The following is a 22,830-nucleotide window of genomic DNA, read 5'->3' as shown; positions in this document are numbered from 1 at the left end:
GGCCGCCTTGCGGCCCCGGGTTCCAACCGACAACAATCGGTACCGTGATGAAGAGCCCCACCATTCGCCGCTGGTCCTTGATCCACACCTGGAGCAGCCTGGTCTGTACCCTGTTCCTGCTGTTGCTGGCAGTCACCGGCCTGCCGCTGATCTTCCACCACGAACTCGAACACCTGCTAGGCGACGCCCCTGAACTGCGTGAAATGCCGCCAGGCACCCCGCACCTCGACCTGCAGCAACTGGTGCTCAAGGCCGAACAACATCGCCCCGGCGAGGTCATGCAGTACTTCGGCTACGATGAAGACGAGCCCAACGGCGTGGTCGCCATTACCGCCGCCACCGCCGGCACCGACCCCAACCTGTCGCACACCTTCATGCTCGATGCACGCACCGGCGAGGCGGTGGCCATGCCGGCCGCCAATGGTGGATTCATGATGGTGATGCTGCGCCTGCATGTGGACATGTTCGCAGGCCTGCCGGGCAAGCTGCTGCTGGCCTTAATGGGCGTATTGTTCATTGTCGCGATTGTCTCCGGCACCGTGCTCTATGCGCCGTTCATGCGCCGCCTGGAATTCGGCACCGTACGCCACAAGAAATCCCGCCGCCTTCGCTGGCTCGACCTGCACAACCTGATTGGCGTGGTCACCCTGGCCTGGGCATTGACGGTGAGCGTGACCGGGGTAATCAGTGCCCTGTCCGACCTGGTCATCGCGGCCTGGCGCAACGACAGCCTGGCTGCGATGGTTGCCCCCTACCGCGACGCCCCGCCGCTCGTCGAGCGCGCCCCAGCCACTCGCCTGCTGGAAATTGCCGAGCAGGCCGCGCCCGGCATGCGCCCGGATTTCATTGCGTTTCCAGGCACGCGTTTCTCCAGCGAGCACCACTATGCGGTGTTCTTGAACGGTGCCACCCACCTGAGTTCGCACCTTTTCACGCCGGTACTGATCGATGCTCGCACCCTTGCAGTGACTGCCGTCGGCAACCGTCCCTGGTACATGGATGCCATGGGCCTGTCGCAGCCACTGCATTTCGGCGATTACGGCGGGCGACCGATGCAGATCCTCTGGGCGTTACTCGACGTGCTGACAATCATCGTGCTCGGCAGCGGCCTCTACCTGTGGTGGAGCAAACAGAGTAAACCCAGGGAGGCGCGCGCATGAGCCACAGGTCGCAACCCACTGCGCGCCTCTTCGCCTGGCCAGTGTTGATTGCCCTGCTTGGCTTCCTGGGCCTGTTCGCTGCGCTGCTCGGCGACGGTGGCTGGGACGTTCTGGCATGGGCCGGCCTGGGCCTGCCGGCCCTGCTGAGCCTGCGCGGGCTGCTCTGGCGTCGGGGGCGCTAGCCCGCTACCACCCCGCAACCGCAGGTATTGCCAAGCATGGGGTTTTCCTCAACCAAGGACCCGCCCCATGCGCCCCCTCGAACAACTGGAACAGGTCGACCGACAGATCGGTGACCTGCTCGACGGCCTTCCGACCCTCGACCTTCAACAATCCATCAACCCCGACACACGCACCTGGCTGCACGGCGAACTGGCCAGCTTCTGGACCACGGCCGATGAGCATGGTGAAACCCCCAGACAAAAGCTGCTGGCACTGCGCAAGGCGCTGATGCTGGCCGAGGTTGAGCTGCGCCTGGGCGACCAGACCTTGGCCAACGGGTCAGCCGAGCAGCTGTGGGCCTGCCTGGAACAACCGCTACCCTCGCAGCGCAGGCATCTTCCACTGGCCAGCAGGCCACAGGTCTACCGCGTGCTGCTGGAAGGCATCCGGCCCAACTGGCGCAGCTACCTGCCAGGCGCACTGATCATCGTTGCCGGTACCACCGAAGGCCCTATGCTCACGCCTCAGGATGCCGCAGGCGCTGCCTTGCTGTGCAGCCTGTCACAAGGCATAGAGGCCTTCGACTCCCTTGCCGCACTGCATTTGGAGCTTTGTGAACGCCTGGAAGCCCCCCTCCAGAGCAGACCTCTGCTGCAGCTGTACTCTGACGCGCAGGCAGACCGCGCTCGCCGGTCACAGCGCCTGCGCTATGACTGGTACGCCGATAGCCTGCTGGAGGCCCAGATCGACAGTGCGATAGAAGCCCAACGCCAACGCTTGAGTGACACCGGCTTGTGGAGCAACGCCTCACCCGACCAGCACACCCGAATACATAAAGCCCTGGCGCTATGGCACGAAGTCGGCGCCAAGCCCATCCTGCAAACACGCTACTCCCAATTGCTTGAGAAGCACCTGCCCAACTGGCTGCGCAATACATCTGCCCAAGGCCTGAGCCATATGATGCAGGCCATGCAAACGCTGGTGGCAATCGCCGAGCAGGCTGCTGCCCCGGGAGTGCTGAGCCTTGACGACTTCAAGCAACGCAATAGCCTGCTGGCCTGGGCCAACGCACGCCTTCGCGAACGCCTGAGCCATGACCTGGGATACGAAACAGATCCTCGCGAGATCAAGATCGTGGTCGTACGCGCCCGCCGCACGGGCGCCATCATGCATCCCTTCGCCCTCTCATCCTATGTCACCTATGCAGGCATGCGACGCGTGGGCCACGAGATGGTGGAGATGGTCGAGGAAATCAACACCCTCGAAGAGATAGCCCTCAAGAACTTGCCGTGGTTCGACACCGATTACTGGCTGACTGCCCGGGTGATCCATGCCCACGGCAAAGCCATGCCCGCCGGGCTCACGCCGCAGTATGTCAAGCACATGGTCCGGGAACTGAACGTGGGTGACAGCTACGCAAAGTACCTGCACACCCAACTCATCAGTTCCAGAGCAGGCAAATGGCGCCTGACTGCGCACATCAAGGTCAACCGGGCACGCATGCACGCTGAAGCAGTCAAGGCGCGCTACGCCGGACACTTTGGCGAAGACCCTTTCGAACATGGCTACAACTGGGTGCGCGCAGTGCTGGACCAACCACACAATGCCTTGCGTGCGCCAGTAGCAGGCTACCCGGTCACTGTTCGGCAGTTGAACATCATGGGCCATACCCTGCAGGGCGTGCTGCTGCTCAACAGCCTCCCCTACAAGTCTCCGGCATGCGTGCTGTACACCCCGGATGCTCCGGACCGCAGGGCCTGGCGCCGTTTTCGCACGACCCGCGAACTGCTTCGCACATTGCGCCAACAGCCCACGTTGAGAGCATACGTAGCCCAGCGCCTGCCATTGCTGCCTGCCGCCACGGTGCAGCGGCTGCTGGAGAAGGGTCGCATGAGCACACATTTGACGACACCCGAGATCCAGGACGACCTGTTCTTCGTCTACTACATGGCCGAGGCCCGGGCACTGATTGCCCAGGCCGACGCCGACAGCATGACGACCAGGGAAGTGAATACGGAATCGGTCATGGCGTTGAGCTGGCGCTTGCTGGACTTCATCAGCCTGCTGCTGCCGAACCGGGCGCTGCTGGTGCTGTCGATCGGCCGCATGGCAATCGATATCTGGGACGGCGCCGAGGCCTTCAAGCAAGAGGATGTCGAGGGGGTGATGCGGCATGCCTATCAGGCGCTTAGCCACCTCAACGATGCGGGTACCAGTTTCATGGGTTCCAGAGTGCTACGCCGATCCCTGCGCGGGATCCCCAAACCACCGCCACTGCCGCTGCCCGCACGCCTCCAGGTACAACCGGGCAGCGGCAGCCTGCGCTATCGCATAGACGGTATCTACGGTGAAGGTGTCTACGAGCAAAGCTCGGCGTTTGGCGGGCAATCGCTGTACTTCGTCAAGGACAACGACAACCGCTATTACCGGGTCAGCTTCGACGGCTACCGCTGGCGAGCCATCGACCCAGACCAGCCAGATGCCTATCTGCAGCAACCGCTCAAGCGCAAAGCCGACGGGCAGTGGGTCATCGACTCACCGGTGCTCTGGTACGACGGGCTGCCCGACCTGAAGCAATTACTGCAGGACTGCTATCTACAAACGCCTGTGGCCGGCCTGCCGGTAAACATCGAACAAGGGCTTTTTCAGGCTGACGATCAGCTGTACCTGGCGCTCGAGAACGGGCAGTTGCCTGTGCGCCGCCACCTGCTGCCGGATCATTACCACTTGCAGATTGCCATCGCCAGCGACGCCGGCGTGGTGCCGTGGGCGGTGCTGCGCCACGAAAACGGCCAGTGGCTGATACGCGTTCGCCAGGCAGGGCGCAGCAGTGACTGGCTGACACTGCCAGATCAACCACCGCCGGCCCACTGACAGCCGGAACCGGCGGCCTCAGTCGACCAGTTTTGGCAACAGCCGGTCCAGCCGCTGATGCAAGGCACTGCCAGTGGGCCAGTTGCGCAGCAGCCGTGCCCGGTCACGGGCATAGGCCGGGGCGAAGCTGAGCTGGGTGGCGTGCTGGCACATGGCATCGAGGTCGATCAGCGACCACTGGCCGTTGTGCCAGAACAGGTTATGGCCTTTGAAGTCGCCGTGGCTGATGCGCTCTCGAATCAGCTGCTGCATCACGTGCACCAAGGCATCCACCTGCTCCTCGGGCGCATCGCCGCTTTCGACGTAGGGCGCGAAGCATGCCGTCAGGTCCGGGCCGTCGACATACTCGGTGACCAGGTAAGCACGGCTGCGCAGGCCCAGCACCCGCTGTTCCAGCACCGCGAGGGGGCGTGGCGTGGCGATGTCGAGGAATTCCAGGCGGTGGCCTTCAATCCAGGAATGCCAGGCCCGGCTCGGGCGCCAGAAGCGCTTGAACCAATGTGCGGTGTTCTTGATGTTGTAGCGCTTGATCACCAACTGGCGACCATTGACCTCGATGCGCGCCACACTGGCAGCGCCACCGGTCTTGTACAAATGGCCCTTGTCGATCAGCGCATCGGCCTGCTCCAGTACAGGCTGCATGGCCTCGACCTCACTGCGGCGGATCGCCTGCAAGCCCGAGAGGGTGCGCTGGACGCTGAACAGGCTGCACTCGCGGCCAGCCTTGTCCAGATAGTCCTTCTGGCGCCAGTTGCGTACCTTGTCCACCTGTTTCTGCAGCGCTTCCAGCGGCAAGGCATGCTCGGCATTGGCCAGCAGGTAATGCACCAGCAGCTCTTCGATGAACGGCTCCAGGCGCTTGGGCAACTGGGCGAAGAACACCCCGAGGTTTTCCAGCACGCGTGGACGCGACAACTGCTGACCGGGTGTTTCCGCCCTGATGCCCGCACCGTCGATCAGGTACAGCTTGCCGGCATGGCGCAGCAGGTTGTCCAGGTGCAGGTCTTCCTGCCAAAGGCCTCGGGCGTGCATGTGCGCCACAGCCGTGAGCGCTTCGCCCAGTACCAGGTGCTGCTCGTCCGCCAGCACAGGCAGGTTTTCCACTGCGGCCCAGGCATCGGCCAGGCTTTGGGCACCGTCAAGGAACTCGAACAGCAGCCAGCCGCCCTCGCCTTCCTTGAGGCCGTCGGCCAGTAGCGTCGGTGTGGTCAGGCCTTGTTCGGCCAGCAACTTCACACCCTGCAGTTCGCGCTGGAAATGCCGCGCGGCGTTACCCCCAACCAGCAACTTCGCCAGCACCGGTGTGCCACGCCAGACACCAGCGCCCACATAACGCTGGCCCGGTAGTACGCGCAGCAGGCTGAGCAATTGCAAGTCGGCGCTGCCGGCGGCATCAACCAACGTGATACTCAGGGGCAGCGCTGGGCTGCGCCCGGCATCCTTCAGTTCAGACAAACGCATCAGCGGGCCTCTTTTTCACGACGGCGTTGCGTCAGCCGTTGCAGCCAGGTGTCGACCAGCGCGCCGTCAGCCGGCTGCCCCAGGTAGGTAGCCAGCAAAGTACGTACATCCTGCACGCGCCAGGCCTGCGCGCGGCGCAGCAGCGGTTCCAGGTCCTTGAGGCGGTCACGCATGCCGAACAGCAGCGGCCGGGTCTTTTCCAGGTCGATCAATTGCGCGTCCCAACCCTCGCGGCGTTGACGCAGGAAAATGTGCTTGGGGTAGAAGCAGCCATGCACCTGGCCGGCGCTGTGCAGGGTACGCGCCAGCTGACCGCAGGCCTGCAGGATGCCAGTGCGCTCGGCTTCACCCAACCGCGGCCACTGCGCCAGCAGGCTGTCGAGGTCGGCCCACTCGTCCAGAGCGCGGGTCATCAGGATGGCCCGGTGCTTGCCGCCCTGCTTGCGCTCGCCGTAGAACACCGCCTGCAATGCCGGAATGCGCAGCTTCTGGTAGCGACTGATGTTGCGGAATTCGCGGGCGAAGGTGGGCTCGCCGAACGGCCGGTGCAAGGTACGGGTCAGGTAGTCGCTCTGGCGCTTGAGGTAGTAGCCTTTGCCTTCGAGTTCCAGACGGAAGACGCTGCTCCAGCCACCACGGCCGGTGTTGGGTTCGTCCACAGCATCAAGCTGCAGTGCCCACAGCGCCTCGAAGTTGTCCAGGCCATGGCGCTTGAGCAGCGCGAGGTCCGCGCTGGCCAGGTAATCGGTCATTCCCTTCCCTCGAAAAAGCCCAGTACCCGATGAATGCGCTTCTTGTCACGCACATTCAGGCGGTCGCGGCCACGGTATTGCAGGTAGAAGCGCAAGCGCTGGGTAGCTGACAGGTGGTATTTGGCCACTTTGTCCAGGCATGCCAGGTCCTTGATCATCCGGTGGCGCCACATGAAACCGCGCCAGAAGTCGCCGGTGGGGCAGTCGATGAAGAATAGCGTGCCTTGGTCATCGACCAGCAGGTTGCGCCACTTCAGGTCGTTATGGGCAAAGCGGTGTTCGTGCATGACCCGGGTATGGCGCGCCAGCTGACGGCTGACATGGTCGACCCAGGCGCGGTCGGCCAAGCGCGCATCGTTGTGTTCGGCCAGGGCCGACAGGTCTTCGGTGTGCGGCAGTTCACGGGTGATCATCGCGCCACGGCCAAAGGCCAGGCCGTTGCGCTCCAGGCCCCAGGCCACGACTTCGGCAGTGGGGATACCCCATTTGGCGAACTGCTTGAGGTTTTGCCATTCGGCCTTGATGCGTGGCCGCCCCAGGTACCGGCGCATGTGCTTGCCGGCCCCGGTGTAGCGCTTGACGTAGTAGTTGATCCCGTCACGCTCGATGCGTACCACTTCACTGAGCGGGTCGCGGGTCAGCCGTTCGCCCTGGAGGGCGAACACCGCGTCGAGGCTGCCGAAGTCCGCCGCCAGGTGTTCGTACCCCGGCGCCAGTGTCCAACTCGCCATCAGAGTGCATCCCCATAGCGTTGCTTGCGATCGTAGAGTTTCTGGGCCTTGCGCTCCAGCCAGGCGAGCAGCGCGGCTTCGTCCTTCAGCACCTGCCGCAGCGGACGCTGGAAGTAACCACGCAGGAAGCGCAGCTTGTCGCGTTGGGTCAGGCCGATGTCCAGGGCCGAAAAGTACAGCGCAGCCAGGTCCTTGTCGCGCCAGCGGCGGCTGATTCTGGCACGGGTTTGCGCGCGGTGCAGGTCGATCACCGACAGCTTGAAGTCATCCGCCGTCACCGGGCGGTCGGTGTGCAGCAGGAAATGGCAGATGTAGCAATCGCGGTGGTTGACCCCGGCGCGGTGCATGCCGCCGGTCATCTTCGCCACCTCGGCGATAAGTGCACGCTTCAGGCGCGGCTCGGGCGGCTGTTTGACCCAGTCGATGCTGAAGTCTTCCAGGCTGATGGTCGGCGCCAGCTCTTCGGTGATGATGAACGAGTGCTGTGCCGCCGGGTTGCTGCCGCGCTCGCCGTAGGCGACTGCGGTCATGGTCGGCACGCCCACTTCATGCAGGCGTTGGATCGCCCGCCATTCCTGGCCGGCCCCGAGCACCGGCAACTTGGCGGTGAACAGGTTCTTGAAGATCTCGCCCCAGCCGATGCCATGGTGGATCTTGACGAAAAAGCCCTCGCCAGCCACTTCGGTGCGCAGCGTGCGGCGCCCTTCCAGCTCGCGATAGACCTCGCCTTGCAGCGCCTCCACGGCGTCGAAGGCATCACGCCCGGCCCACAGGCGTTTGAAGGGTTCGGCCAATATCAGCTTCATGCGGTCTTCTGCCCCAGGATCACGTCGGCAGCATGCTGCGGCATGCTGTACAGATCGGCGCTATCAGCAAATGCCAGGCCATTGCGCGACCAGCTGGCACGCGCCTGCGGGTCTTCGAGCATGCGCTGCAGATAGCCGTTGAGCTGGTCTTGTTCGAACGGCTCGTCCAGCACCAGGCCGCTGTCGGCCTCGGCAATGTAGTGGGCATAACCGCACACCTTGGACACCAGCACCGGCAAGCCGGCGACCAACGCTTCGAGCAGCACCGTACCGGTATTCTCGTTGTACGCCGGGTGAATCAGCAGGTCGGCGCCCAGCAGGAAGCGCGGGATGTCGCTGCGGCCCTTGAGGAACTGCACCTGGTCGCCCAGGCCCAGGGTAGCGCTTTGCAGCTGGAATACCTTGGGGTCGTCCTGGCCGATCACCATCAGCCTGGTGCGTTTGCGCAGGGCTGACGGCAGCGCGGCCAGTGCCTTGAGGCTGCGGTCCACGCCTTTGGTCTTGAAGCCTGAGCCAATCTGCACCAGCAGCAGGTCGTCATCCCCCAGGTTGAATTCCTTGCGGAACTCGGCGCGGATCTCGGCGGCATTGGCCGGCGCACGGCGATCCTGGGAAATGCCTGGCGGCAGCAGGTGGAAGCGTTCTACCGGGGTGCCGTAATGCTTGATGAACAGCGGCTGCTGCACTTCGGAAATCATCAGCACTTCGGTATGGGCGTCCTTGGCGAACACCGCACGCTCGTACTCGGCAAAGTGCCGGTAGCGGCCCCAGCGGCGGTACAGCCCACCGCGCAGGGTCTGTGCCTTGTCCTCGAAGCAGCCGTCGGCGGCGTAGTACACGTCCAGCCCTGGCATCTTGTTGAAGCCGATCAGGCGGTCGACCGGGCGCTTGGCCAGGTCGGCGGCCATCCAGGCGCTGAGCTTCTCGTTGCGGCGGTGGTTGAAGATCGCCTTCACCGGCGCCACCAGCACCTCGAAGCCCGGCGGAATGTCACCCTCCCAGATCAGCGTATACACACGGATCTGGTGACCCCGCTTCTGGCATTCCAGGGCAATGCGCATGAAGTCGCGCTGCAGCCCGCCGAAGGGGAAATATTTGTAAAGCACGAAAGCCAGTTGCATCAACGGACATCCTCAGCCAGCAGCAACGCGCTCAAGCGGCTCGCCACATGCTCGGGATTCAGGCGAGTGAAGCACAGCGGCCACTCGCGTTTCAGATCGAACCGGCGCAGGTCATCGGCGCTCGGTTTGTAGGTGCACTTCTTCTGCAGGCAGGGAGCGCAAGGCCAGTCACTGGCCTGGTGAATCTGGGTCCGTCCGTAGGCGCCAGTCAGGCCCGGATTGGTAGGGCCAAACAGCGAAAGGGTGGGCACATCGAGTGCCGCCGCCAGGTGGCCAAGGCCGGTATCGACCGCCACGCAGGCCTTTGCCGCCGCCAGAACACGAGCGACGCCGGCAAGGTTCAATTTGGGGAGCACCTGGCAGTTGTTCAAGCCTTGGGCAATTCGCTCGGCCCGCGCCTTCTCAGCCGGATTACCCCAGGGCAGGCGCACTTCCAGCTTGCGCCGGCCCATGCGCTCGGCCAGTTCGCGCCAGTAGGCTTCGGGCCAGTGCTTGGTCGCCCAGGTGGTGCCATGCAGGAATACCACATAGGGCGCAGCCGGCGGCAGTTGCAGGCGATCGAGGTCCAGGCCGTAGTTGCCGATGCCTTCCGGCAGATCGTAGGCCAGGGCCATGGCAAACAGCTGGCGTACCCGCTCCACCGCGTGCTGGCCGGTGGCAACCGACAGAGGCCGGTCGTAGAAGCGGCTGGCCCAGCCTTCGCGCGCCGAGTAGCGGTCCAGGCCGGCTACGGGTGCCTTCACGTAACGGGTCAACCAGGCCGACTTGACCAGGCCCTGGGCGTCGATCACAAGGTCATACTTGCGCTCGCGCACGCGCTGCTTGAACGCCTTCCACTCGCCACTCTTGATGGTTTGCCAGAGGTTCTTGCGCCAGCGACGGATCGCCACCGGGATGACCTGGTCGACCGCGGGGTGCCAACCGGGGATTTCGGCGAAGCCTTCTTCCACCACCCAATCGAAACGGATGCCGGGAATGGCATGGGCGGCATCGGTAAGCGCCGGCAGGGTGTGGATTACATCCCCCAGCGACGAGGTCTTGATGATCAGTACCCGCACTTAGTCGACCTCGGCCACGGTATCGATCAGGTCCGGTCCGCTGAGGCTGTGCAGGGCGGCGATCACTTTGCCCGGTTCCAGCAGACGCAGGCAATTGTAATGGCCGAAGCGACAGGTGCGGTCAAAGCACGGGCTGCACTCGATACCGGTGCGCACCACTTCCACCTGTTCGGCCAGCGGCGGGGTGAAGCCGGGTGAAGTCGAGCCGTACACCGCCACCAATGGACGGTTCAGCGCAGCGGCCACGTGCATCAGTCCGGAGTCGTTGGACACCACGGCATGGGCGCAGGACATCAGGTCGATGGCCTCGGCCAGCGAGGTCTCACCGGCCAGGTTGGACGACTCTTCACGGAGCCCCGGAATCAGCCGGTCGCGGATCTGCTCACCGACCGGGTGATCGTTCTTCGAGCCAAACAGCCACACTTGCCAGCCTTGGCGAATCATCGCATCGGCCACAGCGGCATAGTGCTCTGCCGGCCAGCGCTTGGCTTCGCCAAACTCGGCGCCAGGGCACAGCGCCAGTACCGGACGGTCCAGTTCCAGGCCGAACTTGGCCAGGGCGGCGTCACGGCTTTGCGCTTCGATCTGCAGGTTGGGGCGCGGGTATGGCTGCGGCAGCTCGGTGTCGGGCGCGTAAGCCAGGGCCATGAAGCGCTCGATCATCAGCGGGTAGCGGGCCTTGTCCAGCTTGCGCACATCGTTCAGCAGGCCGAAGCGCATTTCACCGCGCCAGCCGGTGCGTTTGGGAATGCCGGCAAAAAAGGGCACCAGCGCCGACTTGAGCGAATTGGGCAGCAGGATGGCCTGGTCGTACTGGCCGGCCAGGGACTTGCCGATGCGCCGCCGCGTGGCCAGCTCCAGCGCGCCGTGGCCGAGCGGGAAGCTCAAGGCCTGGCGCACTTCAGGCATGCGCTCGAGGATCGGCCGGCTCCATTCAGGGGCCAGCACGTCGATCACGCAGTCGGGGTGCTGCTGTTTCAGGCACTGGAACAGGGTCTGCGCCATCACCATGTCGCCGACCCAGCTGGGGCCAATGATCAGTATTCTCATGCTTAGTCCAGAAACGCTCGGGGAGGCTACAGGCTGCGGTACAGCCTGGCCTCCCCTCTTTATATTCAGGCTATGTGGCGGACAGTGTACCACTCACATGGCCTATTCGCGGGCAAGCCCGCTCCCACAGGGATTGCACACTGCTCAGGGCCTGTGCAGTACCTGTGGGAGCGGGCTTGCCCGCGAACAAGCCAACACGGTATCAGCTTAAACCCAACTCACCCCAGATCCGCCGCACTTCACGGCGTTCATCGGCAAACTGCGCCGCATCGATCACCCCGGCCTCCTTCTGCAGGGCCTGGCGGTGGGAGGCCGAGCGGAACGCCTTGTACACTTCACGCAACAGCACCGCGTCACTGGCCGGCATCAAGTTCGCCTGCTCCAGCTCTTCCAGAATGCGGATGTTATCGGTCCATCGAAGTATGGCCGGATGGTCATGGGACCAGGCCAAAGCGGCGTATTGCACCATAAATTCGATATCGACGATACCGCCGGCATCCTGCTTGATATCGAAGGGTACGCCGGCGTCGAAAGCGTTCGCCGCAGTACCGGCAGCCGTAGCCTTGGTACCGAGGTTGTCACGCATCTTGGCGCGCATTTCACTCACCTCGCCGCGCAGTTTTTCCAGGTCGCGGGCCTGGCCCAGTACCTTGGCGCGCACTCCTTCGAATGCCGCACCCACCTGCTTGCAACCCACCAGCACGCGGGCCCGCACCAGCGCCTGGTGCTCCCAGGTCCAGGCTTCGTTCTGCTGGTAGCGCTCGAAGGCGCCCAGCGAGCTGACCAGCAGGCCCGAGGCGCCGGACGGGCGCAGGCGCATATCCACGTCGTACAGTTGGCCCGAGTTGGTCTGGGTGGTCAGCAGGTGGATGATGCGCTGCCCCAGACGCGTGAAGAACTGCGCGCTGTCGATAGGCTTCGCACCGTCGGTTTCCGCCTGCGGATCGCCGTCATGGATGAAGACCAGGTCCAGGTCCGAACCGTGGCCTAGCTCCAGGCCGCCCATCTTGCCGTAACCGATGATGATGAAACCCGGGTCGCACAGGCTGCCGTCGCTGCGCTTGGGTTGGCCGTGGCGGGCCACGGTCTGGCGCCAGGCCAAGGCCAGCACCTGGTCGAGGATGGCTTCAGCCAGCCAGGTCAGGTAGTCGCTGACTTTCATCAACGGCAGGTTGCCGCTGATTTCCGAGGCAGCCACGCGCAGGCTGTGGGCCAGCTTGAAATGGCGCAGCGCCTCCATCTGCTGCTCCAGGTCGTCCTCGGGGATGCGCGTCAGGCGCTCGCGCAGCTCGCTGGCCAGTTCTGGCGCCAAGGGCGGGCTGAACAAGCGGCCCTCATTGAGCAGTTCGTCGAGCAGCAGCGGGTAAAGGGCAATCTGCTCGGCAATCCACGGGCTGGCGGCGCACAGCGTCAGCAAACGGCGCAAGGCACCGGGGTTTTCGGTCAGCAGTACCAGGTAGGCAGAACGCCTTGCCACAGCCTCGACCAATGGCAGCACCCGCTCAAGCACCAGGTCAGGGTTGTCATGCTCCACCGCCTGGGCCAACAGCCGTGGGATGAATGCGTCAAGTCGCTCACGGCCGATGCGCTGCATCGAGCGCAACTGCGGGCTGGAACGCAGCCCGGCCAGGCGCCTCAAGGCTTCGGCGGGTTGCTTGAAGCCAGCCTCTTGCAATTGCCGGCCAGCGGCTTCTTCATCCTGCGCCTGCTCCCACAACGGCGACCACTCGCCACCCACCACCAGTTCGCCTTCGCCGTCTTCATCATCCGGGTCGGCAATGACCTGGCGGAAATGCCAGTCGATACGGCCACGCCAGTACATCAACTGGTCGTGGAAGCTCTGCCAGTCGGCAAAACCGAGCACGTAGGCCACGCGTGCCTGATCGGTCTCACCTTCCGGCAACATTTGCGTCTGGCGGTCGGCAATGGCCTGGATCGCGTGCTCGGTGTACCGCAGGAACTCATAACCCTCGCGCAACTCGGCCACCACTGCTGGCGGCAGGTAGCCTTGGCCTTCCAGGGTGGCCAGCACCTTGAGCAACGGCCGCTGCTGCAGGCTGAGGTCACGCCCGCCGTGGATCAGCTGGAAGGCTTGGGCGATGAACTCTACTTCGCGAATACCACCGGCACCCAGCTTGATGTTCTCGGCCATGCCCTTGCGCCGCACTTCCTGCTGGATCAGCTGCTTCATGGTGCGCAGCGCTTCGATTGCGGAAAAGTCCAAGTAGCGGCGGTAAACGAACGGGCGCAGCATCTCCTGCAACTGCGCGCCGGCCGCCTGGTCGCCGGCCACCACTCGCGCCTTGATCATCGCGTAACGTTCCCAGTCACGGCCCTGGTCCTGGTAGTACTGCTCCAGTGCATTGAAGCTGAGCACCAGGGCACCCGCCGAACCATAGGGACGCAGGCGCATGTCAACGCGGAACACAAAGCCGTCGACGGTAACCGGGTCCAGTGCCTTGATCAGCCTTTGGCCCAGGCGCGTGAAGAACTCCTGGTTATCCAGCGAGCGCTTCACCCCTTCGGTTTCACCGCCCTCGGGGAAACCGAAGATCAGGTCGATGTCCGACGACAGGTTAAGCTCTACCGCTCCCAGCTTGCCCATGCCCAGCACCACCATGTGCTGCGGCTGGCCGCTGCGGTTGCCGATGGGCGTGCCGAATTGCTGGCAATGGCGCGGGTACAGCCATTGGTAGGCTTCGTCGATGGCCGCATCGGCAAGGTCCGACAGGTCACGGCAGGTTTCGCCAAGTTCCGCCTGACGGGTAATGTCGCGCCAGATAATGCGCAGCTGCTGGCGGTTGCGCGCGCGGCGCAGATTGCGCGCCAGCTCGTCCTCGCTCTGTGCCGCCTGGGCTGTTGCGGCGATTTGCCCGCGCAGCTCACCCGGGGCGTAACGCCGCTCCAGCTCGCCGCTGGCCAGCAGGGCGAACAGCATGGCGGGCTCGCGCTGGGCCAAACTGAGCACGAATTCACTGGCAGCAGCCACCTGATCGAACTGCTGCCGGTGCAGCGGGCTCCAGGCCTGCAGGTCGAGTTCGGGGTGGCCGGCCACGGCATCGCTGATGAACTGCTGGTTGCGAGTGACCAGCGGCTGCAAGGTGGCAGGCAGATCGGAGGGCAAAGGTAGGCGCATGGTCTATCCTTGATCGGCGTGAAATAGAGGGGAAAAAGCGGCCAAGGGGAAGCCGGACCACGGTTGGACTGTCGTACAAAAGTTGGAAATAGCTGAAAAAAACGAAAACTTGGCAACAAACATCAAGAACCACCCGTTCGCGACACAATGCCAACCAACATGAACGTTTTTCCTCACAAGCCAAGGTGCGACCAAACGTCGCACAAATGTAGTTTTACTACTACTCGTGTCGTGTAAAAGCATGAAATGCGAAAGCAAATGTAGTAAAACTACAACGCGCCGGAAGACACCCCGGTAATCCAAGAATTCACGACGTCTGCCCATAAGGCCAGTCGCAATCTCAGGCAATCGATTCTGGTTGCCTTTCCGCCCTGGAGCAAGCCATGCAAGACCTCGATCCAATCGAAACCCAGGAATGGCTGGATGCCCTGGAGTCGGTCCTCGACAAAGAAGGCGAAGACCGCGCTCATTACCTGATGACCCGTATGGGCGAGCTGGCCACCCGTAGTGGCTCCCAGCTGCCATATGCGATCACCACGCCATACCGCAACACCATCCCTGTCACCCACGAAGCACGCATGCCTGGCGACCTGTTCATGGAACGCCGCATTCGCTCGATGGTGCGTTGGAACGCGCTGGCCATGGTCATGCGTACCAACCTGAAAGACTCGGACCTGGGCGGACACATCTCTAGCTTCGCCTCCAGTGCCACCCTGTACGACATCGGCTTCAACTACTTCTTCCAGGCCCCTACCGAAGAACACGGCGGCGACCTGATCTTCTTCCAGGGCCACGCATCGCCAGGCGTCTACGCCCGTGCCTTCATGGAAGGCCGTATCAGCGAAGACCAGATGAACAACTTCCGCCAGGAAGTGGACGGCAACGGCCTGTCTTCGTACCCGCACCCATGGCTGATGCCTGACTTCTGGCAGTTCCCGACCGTTTCGATGGGTCTGGGCCCGATCCAGGCGATCTACCAGGCTCGCTTCATGAAGTACCTGGAAGCCCGTGGCTTCATCCCGGCCGGCAAGCAGAAGGTCTGGTGCTTCATGGGCGACGGTGAGTGCGACGAGCCGGAATCCCTGGGTGCAATCGCCCTGGCCGGCCGCGAGAAGCTGGACAACCTGATCTTCGTCATCAACTGCAACCTGCAGCGCCTCGACGGCCCGGTTCGCGGCAACGGCAAGATCATCCAGGAACTCGAAGGCGTGTTCCGTGGCGGTGGCTGGAACGTCAACAAAGTCGTCTGGGGCCGTTTCTGGGACCCACTGCTGGCCAAGGACACCAACGGTGCCCTGCAGCGCCGCATGGACGAAGTCATCGACGGCGAATACCAGAACTACAAAGCCAAAGACGGCGCGTACGTTCGCGAGCACTTCTTCAACACCCCGGAACTCAAGGCCATGGTCGAAGACCTGTCCGACGAAGAGATCTGGAAGCTCAACCGTGGCGGTCACGACCCGTACAAGGTCTACGCGGCGTATCACCAGGCTGTGAACCACAAGGAGCAGCCGACCGTCATCCTGGCCAAGACCATCAAGGGTTACGGCACCGGTGCTGGCGAAGCCAAGAACACCGCGCACAACACCAAGAAGGTCGACGTCGACAGCCTGCGTCACTTCCGTGACCGCTTCGACATCCCGGTCAAGGATGCCGACCTGGAGAACCTGCCGTTCTTCAAGCCGGAAGAAGGTTCTGCCGAAGCCAAGTACCTGGCCGAGCGCCGTGCTGCCCTGGGCGGTTTCGTGCCACAGCGCCGTGCCAAGAGCTTCAGCGTGCCGACCCCGCCACTGGAAACGCTGAAAGCGATCCTGGACGGCTCGGGCGACCGCGAAATCTCCACCACCATGGCCTTCGTGCGTATTCTGGCGCAACTGGTCAAGGACAAGGACATTGGCCAGCGCATCGTTCCGATCATCCCGGACGAAGCCCGTACCTTCGGTATGGAAGGCATGTTCCGCCAGTTGGGCATCTACTCGTCGGTCGGCCAGCTCTACGAGCCAGTCGATAAAGACCAGGTGATGTTCTACCGCGAAGACAAGAAGGGCCAGATCCTCGAGGAAGGCATCAACGAAGCCGGCGCCATGTCGTCGTTCATCGCTGCCGGTACCTCGTACAGCTGCCACAACCAGCCGATGCTGCCGTTCTACATCTTCTACTCGATGTTCGGTTTCCAGCGTATTGGCGACCTGGCCTGGGCCGCTGGCGACAGCCGCACCCGTGGCTTCCTGATCGGCGGTACCGCCGGCCGTACCACCCTCAACGGTGAAGGCCTGCAGCACGAAGACGGTCACAGCCACATGATGGCGGGCACCATCCCGAACTGCCGCACCTACGATCCGACCTACGGCTACGAGCTGGCGGTGATCATTCAGGACGGCATGAAGAAGATGACCGAAGAGCAACAGGACATCTTCTACTACATCACCGTGATGAACGAATCCTATCAGCAGCCAGCCATGCCGGCCGGTGTCGAGGAAGGCATCATCAAGGGCATGTACCTGCTGGAAGAGGACACCCGCGAAGCTGCACACCACGTACAGCTGATGGGCTCCGGTACCATCCTGCGCGAAGTCCGCGAAGCCGCGAAGATCCTGCGTGAAGAGTTCAACGTCGGTGCCGACGTGTGGAGCGTCACCAGCTTCAACGAACTGCGCCGCGACGGCCTGGCCGTGGAACGCGCCAACCGCCTGAAGCCTGGCCAGAAGCCACAGCAGACCTACGTCGAGCAGTGCCTGAACGGTCGCAAAGGCCCGGTCATCGCCTCTACCGACTACATGAAGCTGTTCGCCGAGCAGATTCGTCAGTGGGTACCGAGCAAAGAGTTCAAAGTCCTGGGTACCGACGGTTACGGTCGCAGCGACAGCCGCAAGAAGCTGCGTCACTTCTTCGAAGTCGACCGCCACTTCGTGGTGCTGGCTGCCCTGGAAGCCCTGGCTGACCGTGGCGAGATCGAACCCAAGGTTGTCGCAGACGCTATCGTCAAGTTCGGTATCGACCCGGACAAGCGCAACCCACTGGACTGCTGAGGAGTATTTTTAAGTGAGCGAACTCATTCGCGTACCTGACATCGGCAGCGGTGAAGGTGAAATCATCGAGCTGTTCGTCAAGGTCGGTGATCGTATCGAGGCTGACCAGAGCCTGCTGACCCTGGAGTCCGACAAGGCCTCCATGGAAATTCCGGCGCCCAAGGCTGGCGTCATCAAGGAACTGAAGGTCAAGCTGGGCGACCGCCTGAAAGAAGGCGACGAACTGCTGGTCCTGGAAGCCGAGGGCGCCGCTGCTGCGGCCCCTGAGGCTCCGGCTGCTGCCGCTGCTCCAGCTCAGGCTGCTGCGCCGGCTCCGGCCGCCGAAGCTGCCCCTGCTCCGGCAGCAGCCCCGGCTGCCGCCAGCGTGCAGGACATCCACGTGCCGGACATCGGTTCGTCGGGCAAGGCCAAGATCATCGAAGTGCTGGTCAAAGTCGGCGACACCGTCGAAGCCGACCAGTCGCTGATTACCCTGGAGTCCGACAAGGCTTCCATGGAAATCCCGTCGCCGGCCGCCGGCGTGGTCGAAGAAGTGCTTTGCAAGCTGGAAGACGAAGTCGGCACTGGCGACCTGATCTTCAAGCTGAAAGTGGCGGGTGCCGCCCCGGCTGCCGCGCCGGCACCGGCTGCTGCTCCTGCACCAGCCAAGGCTGAGGCTGCTCCGGCTGCCGCACCTGCCGCTGCAGCCCCGGCTGCTGCCCCTGCACCGGCTGCTACCGCACCGGCCGCTGGCAGCAATGCCAAGGTTCACGCAGGCCCTGCTGTTCGTCAGCTGGCCCGTGAATTCGGTGTCGAGCTGGGTGCAGTTGCTGCCACCGGCCCGCACGGTCGCATCCTGAAAGAAGACGTGCAGGTCTACGTCAAGGCCATGATGCAGAAGGCCAAGGAAGCGCCGGCAGCCGCCGGTGCGACCGGTGGTGCTGGCATCCCGCCGATCCCTGCCGTGGACTTCGGCAAGTTCGGTGAAGTGGAAGAAGTGGCCCTGACCCGCCTGATGCAGGTCGGTGCTGCCAACCTGCACCGCAGCTGGCTCAACGTGCCGCACGTGACCCAGTTCGACTCTGCCGACATCACCGAGCTGGAAGCCTTCCGCGTTGCGCAGAAGGCCGTGGCCGAGAAGGCTGGGGTGAAGCTGACCGTGCTGCCACTGCTGCTCAAGGCCTGCGCCTTCCTGCTCAAGGAACTGCCGGACTTCAACAGCTCGCTGGCGCCAAGCGGCAAGGCCATCATCCGCAAGAAGTACGTGCACATCGGCTTCGCCGTGGACACCCCGGACGGCCTGCTGGTCCCTGTGATCAAGAACGTCGACCAGAAGAGCCTGCTGCAACTGGCTGCCGAAGCCGCTGCACTGGCCGAGAAGGCGCGCACCAAGAAGCTGTCGGCTGACGAGATGCAAGGCGCTTGCTTCACCATCTCCAGCCTCGGCCACATTGGCGGCACCGGCTTCACGCCGATCGTCAATGCGCCGGAAGTGGCTATCCTGGGCGTCTCCAAGGCGACCATGCAGCCAGTCTGGGATGGCAAGGCCTTCCAGCCAAAGCTGATGCTGCCGCTGTCGCTGTCCTACGATCACCGTGTGATCAACGGCGCCGCCGCCGCGCGCTTCACCAAGCGCCTGGGCGACGTGCTGGGCGATATCCGCACCATGCTGCTGTAAGCCAGCACACTGCCCCTCCTTGCGAGGGGCAGTACCCTTTTCGAGCTGCCACGCTCGTACCTCAACCCCGTCGATTGGCGGGGCTTTTTTTGCCTGGGAAAAGCTGGGAGGGCTTCGCCCTCTTTTCGCGACACAAGGCCGCAAAGCGGCCCCAAAATCTCCAGCCAAACTACAGAATCGGCCACGTCAGCCGATAACCTGTCCACAGCATCAAGCATGGCCGCTTGCCAGCCCTCGGGACATGATGCAACCTTGCCAAATCCGCCGCAGCCACAAGGCAGCGTTCCCTCTTCAAGCGAGTCTTCGATGAAAAGCCAACCCGATGCCGCCAGCCGTGTGGCGGCCGAGGTCGTGACACAGTTACCCGTGCCCTCGCGGCTCGGCATGCTGCGTTTCGAAAGGCTCAACGAAGCCACCTGGGCCATGCTCTACCTTGACCCAGCCTGTGAGCGCCAGTTCGGCCTGAAAACCGGCGAGCTGTGTGCCCTGATTGACGCGCCCTACGCCAGCCTGATGGAACCCGAAGCACGCTACCGGCTGCACGACGAAATCCAGTTGCAACTGGCCCAGCGCGGCTACTATCGCGTGCGCTACACCCTGCACACACCGAGCACCTCGCTGCGCTTGCTGGAAGCGGGTGAAGCCTACAAGCAACACAACCGCCAGCTGTTGCGCGGCTACCTGAGCGTGCTCGACGACCAGCAGGAAGAGACCGGCGAACCCGGCGCCAGCGACCTGGAGTCACGCAACAACCGCCTGCAACTGGCCCTGCAACTGAACCAGCGCACGCAGCAAGAACAACTGGAGCACCTGGAGCGGGTGCGCGGCCAGCAGGACCTTATCCTGCGCCTCGCCCGCCATCGCTACAGCGCGGGCAACTCGCTGCTCGAAGCGGCCCAGCTGATCACCCAGAGCGCCTGCGAAATCTACAAGGTCGACAGCGCCAGCATCTGGCACCTGGAAGACCAACGCCTGGAACCGATCATCGCCTGGTACCGCGATGCACAGGAGCACCGCCAGCCCGAAGCCATCGATGCCAGCCGCTTCCCCGACTACCTGGATGCACTGCACGCAAGCCGCGCCATCGACGCTCACAACGCCGGCCACGACCCGCGCACCCGCGCCCTGGCGCAAAGCATGCGCCCGGAAAACAAGGCCATGCTCGACGCCAGCATCCGTGTCGATGGCCAGGTGATCGGCGTGTTGTGCCTGGAGCAAAGCGGCCAGCCAAGGGCCTGGCAGTCGGACGAGATTGCCTTTGCCGGTGAGCTGGCCGACCAGTTCGCCCAAGTGATCACAAACCACAAACGACGGGCCGCGGCCAGCGCCCTGCACCTGTTCCAGCGTGCGGTCGAGCAGAGCGCCAGCGCCTTCCTGCTGGTGAACCGCGACGGCCGGGTGGAGTACGTCAACCCCAGCTTCACCGCCATCACCCAGTACAGTACCGACGAAGTGCAGGGCCGCCAGCTGGGTGAGCTACCGGCACTGGAGAACCTCAGCGAACTGCTGTTCGACTCGCCGTCGAGCCTGGCCATGGGCAACAGTTGGCAGGGCGAGTTCAAGAGCCGGCGCAAAAACCTGGAGCCGTACTGGGGCCAGTTGTCGATTTCCAAGGTGTACGGTGACAACCGTGAGCTGACCCACTACATCGGCATCTACGAAGACGTCACCCAGACCAAGCTGGCCCAACAACGCATCGAGCGCCTGGCTTACACCGACAACCTCACCAACCTGGGCAACCGCCCGGCGTTCATCCGCAGCCTGGACGAGCGCTTCGCCCGCGATGGCGAAAGCTCGATGTGCCTGCTGCTGGTGGACATCGACAACTTCAAGCGCATCAACGACAGCCTTGGCCACCAGACCGGCGACAAGCTGCTGATCAGCCTGGCCAGGCGTCTGCGCAACAGCCTGCACAGCGGTGGCATCCTGGCGCGCTTTGCCAGTAACGAGTTCGCCGTGCTGCTCGACGACACCAGCCTTGAAGATGGCCAAGGCGTTGCCCAGCAGTTATTGTGCACCCTCGACAAGCCGATGTTCGTCGACAACCAGCTGATCAACGTCACCGCCTCGGTAGGCCTGGCCTGTGCACCGTTGCACGGCGTCGACCCGGCCAGCCTGATGAAGAATGCCGGCCTTGCATTGCACAAGGCCAAGGCCAACGGTAAACACCAGGTACAGGTGTTTACCGAAGTGCTCAACGCCGAAGCCAGCTACAAGCTGTTCGTCGAGAACAACCTGCGTCGTGCCCTGACCCAGAATGAGCTGGACGTGTTCTACCAGCCCAAGCTGTGCCTGCGCAGCGGTCGCCTGCTGGGCCTGGAAGCGCTGCTGCGCTGGAACCACCCCGAACGCGGCATGATCCGCCCGGACCAGTTCATCAGCGTGGCCGAGGAAACCGGCCTGATCATCCCTATCGGCAAATGGGTGGTGCGCCAGGCGTGCTGCATGAGCCAGCAACTGCGCAAGGCCGGCCTGGGCAACCTGCATGTAGCCATCAACCTGTCGCCCAAACAGTTCTCCGACCCGGACCTGGTGGCGTCGATCAGCACCATCCTCAAGGAAGAAGCCCTGCCCCCGCACCTGCTGGAGCTGGAGCTGACCGAAGGCCTGCTGCTGGAAGCCAGCGAAGACACCCACCGCCAGCTGGACGAACTGAAGGCCCTGGGCCTGACCTTGGCCATGGACGACTTCGGCACCGGTTATTCGTCGCTGAGCTACCTGAAGAAGTTTCCGATCGACATCCTCAAGATCGATCGCAGCTTCATCAACGAAATCCCCGACAACCAGGACGACATGGAAATCACCTCGGCGGTGGTGGCCATGGCCCACAACCTGAAGCTGAAGGTGGTGGCCGAAGGGATCGAGACGCCAGAGCAGCTGGCGTTCCTGCGCCGTCACCGCTGCGACGTGGGCCAGGGTTACCTGTTCGACCGGCCGATTCCCGGGCGCGAGCTGGCCGAACGGCTGAAGCGCTATCCGCGTGGCCCGGTGGCCTGACAGCTGCGTAATCCTCGGGCACTATAGAAGCCATTCGGGCCCTTTCGCGGGCACGCCCGCTCCCACAGGAAACCACAACCTTTGGAACCTGTGCTGTACCTGTGGCAGCGGGCATGCCCGCGAAGGCCCAAACCCCTACCCCACTGAATAAACACAGAGGAACGGTCATGGTCCTGCGTTCGGAAATCCTGGTGAACAAAAACGTCATGCCCACTGCGGAACAGGCCCTGCCTGGCCGCGACACGCCAATGAGCCTGCCCGAGTTCCACTACGTCTTCAAAGACACCCCACTGCTCGGCCCGTTCTTCGAAGGCGCCATCGACTTCGCCATCTTCGGCCTGGGCTGCTTCTGGGGCGCGGAGCGCCGCTTCTGGCAGCGTGAAGGTGTGGTCAGCACCGTTGTCGGCTACGCCGGCGGCTTCACCCCGCACCCTACCTACGAAGAAGTCTGCTCGGGCCTGACCGGCCACACCGAAGTGGTGCTGGTGGTGTTCGACAAGGACAAGGTCAGCTACCGCGAACTGCTGGCAATGTTCTGGGAGCTGCACAACCCCACCCAAGGTATGCGCCAGGGCAACGACATCGGCACCCAGTACCGCTCGGCCATCTACTGCACCAGCCCGGAACAGCTGGAACAGGCCAAGGCCAGCCGCGACGCCTTCCAGGCCGAACTGAGCAAGGCCGGCTTCGGTGAGATCACCACCGAAATCGACCAGGCACCGACCGTCTATTTCGCCGAGGCCTACCACCAGCAGTACCTGGCCAAGAACCCGGACGGCTACTGCGGCATCGGCGGCACCGGCGTGTGCCTGCCACCCAGCCTGCAAGGTAACTGA

Annotated in this window: 15 protein-coding genes; 7 read left to right on the top strand and 8 right to left on the bottom strand. The window is 63.4% G+C overall.

Annotated features, from left to right (window positions below; translation table 11 throughout):
• Positions 1–47 precede the first annotated feature (47 nt).
• From AC3RCM_RS01970 to AC3RCM_RS01960, 3 genes are all read left to right on the top strand, one after another.
• Positions 48–1,160: a PepSY-associated TM helix domain-containing protein gene (locus AC3RCM_RS01970; protein ID WP_064492520.1), complete on the top strand. Its 1,113-nt coding sequence runs from the start codon at positions 48–50 to the stop codon at positions 1,158–1,160.
• A complete protein-coding gene (locus AC3RCM_RS01965) occupies positions 1,157–1,342 on the top strand; it encodes a hypothetical protein (protein WP_019750253.1) in 186 nt (61 codons plus the stop codon). Before AC3RCM_RS01970 ends, AC3RCM_RS01965 begins: the two co-directional genes overlap by 4 nt.
• A 67-nt stretch (positions 1,343–1,409) precedes the next feature.
• Positions 1,410–4,196 carry a dermonecrotic toxin domain-containing protein gene (locus AC3RCM_RS01960; RefSeq protein WP_492629328.1) on the top strand — a complete coding sequence of 929 codons (2,787 nt, stop codon included), beginning with the start codon at positions 1,410–1,412 and terminating at the stop codon, positions 4,194–4,196.
• A gap of 18 nt (positions 4,197–4,214) precedes the next feature.
• Here AC3RCM_RS01960 and AC3RCM_RS01955 read toward each other — a convergent pair whose 3' ends face one another.
• The 8 genes from AC3RCM_RS01955 to glnE form a co-directional block, all read right to left on the bottom strand.
• Entirely contained in the window at positions 4,215–5,657 is a 1,443-nt protein-coding gene (locus AC3RCM_RS01955) for a lipopolysaccharide kinase InaA family protein (RefSeq protein ID WP_492629327.1), read from the bottom strand.
• The gene (locus AC3RCM_RS01950; protein ID WP_003255640.1) at positions 5,657–6,409 is read right to left on the bottom strand and encodes a lipopolysaccharide kinase InaA family protein; all 753 of its coding nucleotides are present in this window, start codon (positions 6,407–6,409) and stop codon (positions 5,657–5,659) included. The genes AC3RCM_RS01955 and AC3RCM_RS01950 overlap by 1 nt, the downstream gene beginning before the upstream one ends.
• A complete protein-coding gene (locus AC3RCM_RS01945) occupies positions 6,406–7,140 on the bottom strand; it encodes a lipopolysaccharide kinase InaA family protein (RefSeq protein ID WP_010951698.1) in 735 nt (244 codons plus the stop codon). Before AC3RCM_RS01945 ends, AC3RCM_RS01950 begins: the two co-directional genes overlap by 4 nt.
• Positions 7,140–7,946, bottom strand: a complete 807-nt coding sequence (gene rfaP, locus AC3RCM_RS01940) for a lipopolysaccharide core heptose(I) kinase RfaP (protein ID WP_492629326.1) — start codon at positions 7,944–7,946, stop codon at positions 7,140–7,142. The genes AC3RCM_RS01945 and rfaP overlap by 1 nt, the downstream gene beginning before the upstream one ends.
• On the bottom strand, positions 7,943–9,067 hold the full coding sequence (locus AC3RCM_RS01935; RefSeq protein ID WP_003255647.1) for a glycosyltransferase family 4 protein: 1,125 nt from the start codon (positions 9,065–9,067) through the stop codon (positions 7,943–7,945). The genes rfaP and AC3RCM_RS01935 overlap by 4 nt, the downstream gene beginning before the upstream one ends.
• Positions 9,067–10,125, bottom strand: coding sequence for a lipopolysaccharide heptosyltransferase I (gene waaC / locus AC3RCM_RS01930; RefSeq protein ID WP_020193129.1), 1,059 nt, complete (start codon positions 10,123–10,125; stop codon positions 9,067–9,069). The genes AC3RCM_RS01935 and waaC overlap by 1 nt, the downstream gene beginning before the upstream one ends.
• Positions 10,126–11,175, bottom strand: a complete 1,050-nt coding sequence (waaF, locus tag AC3RCM_RS01925) for a lipopolysaccharide heptosyltransferase II (RefSeq protein WP_064492516.1) — start codon at positions 11,173–11,175, stop codon at positions 10,126–10,128. It lies immediately after the preceding gene.
• 202 nt (positions 11,176–11,377) lie between these two features.
• Positions 11,378–14,311 (bottom strand): bifunctional [glutamate--ammonia ligase]-adenylyl-L-tyrosine phosphorylase/[glutamate--ammonia-ligase] adenylyltransferase, encoded by a 2,934-nt coding sequence (gene glnE / locus AC3RCM_RS01920; RefSeq protein ID WP_010951694.1) that lies wholly within the window; start codon positions 14,309–14,311, stop codon positions 11,378–11,380.
• A gap of 383 nt (positions 14,312–14,694) precedes the next feature.
• On the opposite strand from glnE, the gene aceE reads away from it, so the two are divergent.
• The 4 genes from aceE (at position 14,695) to msrA (ending at position 22,830) form a co-directional block, all read left to right on the top strand.
• Entirely contained in the window at positions 14,695–17,340 is a 2,646-nt protein-coding gene (gene aceE / locus AC3RCM_RS01915) for a pyruvate dehydrogenase (acetyl-transferring), homodimeric type (RefSeq protein ID WP_010951693.1), read from the top strand.
• A 13-nt stretch (positions 17,341–17,353) separates the two neighbouring features.
• Positions 17,354–18,997 (top strand): dihydrolipoyllysine-residue acetyltransferase, encoded by a 1,644-nt coding sequence (aceF, locus tag AC3RCM_RS01910; RefSeq protein WP_064492515.1) that lies wholly within the window; start codon positions 17,354–17,356, stop codon positions 18,995–18,997.
• Between the two features lie 306 nt (positions 18,998–19,303).
• Positions 19,304–21,994, top strand: a complete 2,691-nt coding sequence (locus tag AC3RCM_RS01905; protein ID WP_492629325.1) for a putative bifunctional diguanylate cyclase/phosphodiesterase — start codon at positions 19,304–19,306, stop codon at positions 21,992–21,994.
• Between the two features lie 167 nt (positions 21,995–22,161).
• The gene (msrA, locus tag AC3RCM_RS01900) at positions 22,162–22,830 is read left to right on the top strand and encodes a peptide-methionine (S)-S-oxide reductase MsrA (RefSeq protein WP_010951691.1); all 669 of its coding nucleotides are present in this window, start codon (positions 22,162–22,164) and stop codon (positions 22,828–22,830) included.

The sequence above is a fragment of the Pseudomonas sp. GW823-FHT05G12 genome (assembly GCF_058795575.1).
The sequence above is the reverse complement of the archived record's forward strand: the minus strand, read 5'-3'. Positions and strand labels throughout refer to the sequence as shown.

What these genes read in the sequence shown, in the direction of transcription:
- AC3RCM_RS01970 (WP_064492520.1), top strand. Translation starts at nt 48, where the DNA reads ATGAAGAGCCCCACCATTCGCCGCTGGTCCTTGATCCACACCTGGAGC.
- AC3RCM_RS01965 (WP_019750253.1), top strand. Translation starts at nt 1,157, where the DNA reads ATGAGCCACAGGTCGCAACCCACTGCGCGCCTCTTCGCCTGGCCAGTG.
- AC3RCM_RS01960 (WP_492629328.1), top strand. Translation starts at nt 1,410, where the DNA reads ATGCGCCCCCTCGAACAACTGGAACAGGTCGACCGACAGATCGGTGAC.
- AC3RCM_RS01955 (WP_492629327.1), bottom strand. Translation starts at nt 5,657, where the DNA reads ATGCGTTTGTCTGAACTGAAGGATGCCGGGCGCAGCCCAGCGCTGCCC.
- AC3RCM_RS01950 (WP_003255640.1), bottom strand. Translation starts at nt 6,409, where the DNA reads ATGACCGATTACCTGGCCAGCGCGGACCTCGCGCTGCTCAAGCGCCAT.
- AC3RCM_RS01945 (WP_010951698.1), bottom strand. Translation starts at nt 7,140, where the DNA reads ATGGCGAGTTGGACACTGGCGCCGGGGTACGAACACCTGGCGGCGGAC.
- rfaP (WP_492629326.1), bottom strand. Translation starts at nt 7,946, where the DNA reads ATGAAGCTGATATTGGCCGAACCCTTCAAACGCCTGTGGGCCGGGCGT.
- AC3RCM_RS01935 (WP_003255647.1), bottom strand. Translation starts at nt 9,067, where the DNA reads ATGCAACTGGCTTTCGTGCTTTACAAATATTTCCCCTTCGGCGGGCTG.
- waaF (WP_064492516.1), bottom strand. Translation starts at nt 11,175, where the DNA reads ATGAGAATACTGATCATTGGCCCCAGCTGGGTCGGCGACATGGTGATG.
- glnE (WP_010951694.1), bottom strand. Translation starts at nt 14,311, where the DNA reads ATGCGCCTACCTTTGCCCTCCGATCTGCCTGCCACCTTGCAGCCGCTG.
- aceE (WP_010951693.1), top strand. Translation starts at nt 14,695, where the DNA reads ATGCAAGACCTCGATCCAATCGAAACCCAGGAATGGCTGGATGCCCTG.
- AC3RCM_RS01905 (WP_492629325.1), top strand. Translation starts at nt 19,304, where the DNA reads ATGAAAAGCCAACCCGATGCCGCCAGCCGTGTGGCGGCCGAGGTCGTG.
- msrA (WP_010951691.1), top strand. Translation starts at nt 22,162, where the DNA reads ATGGTCCTGCGTTCGGAAATCCTGGTGAACAAAAACGTCATGCCCACT.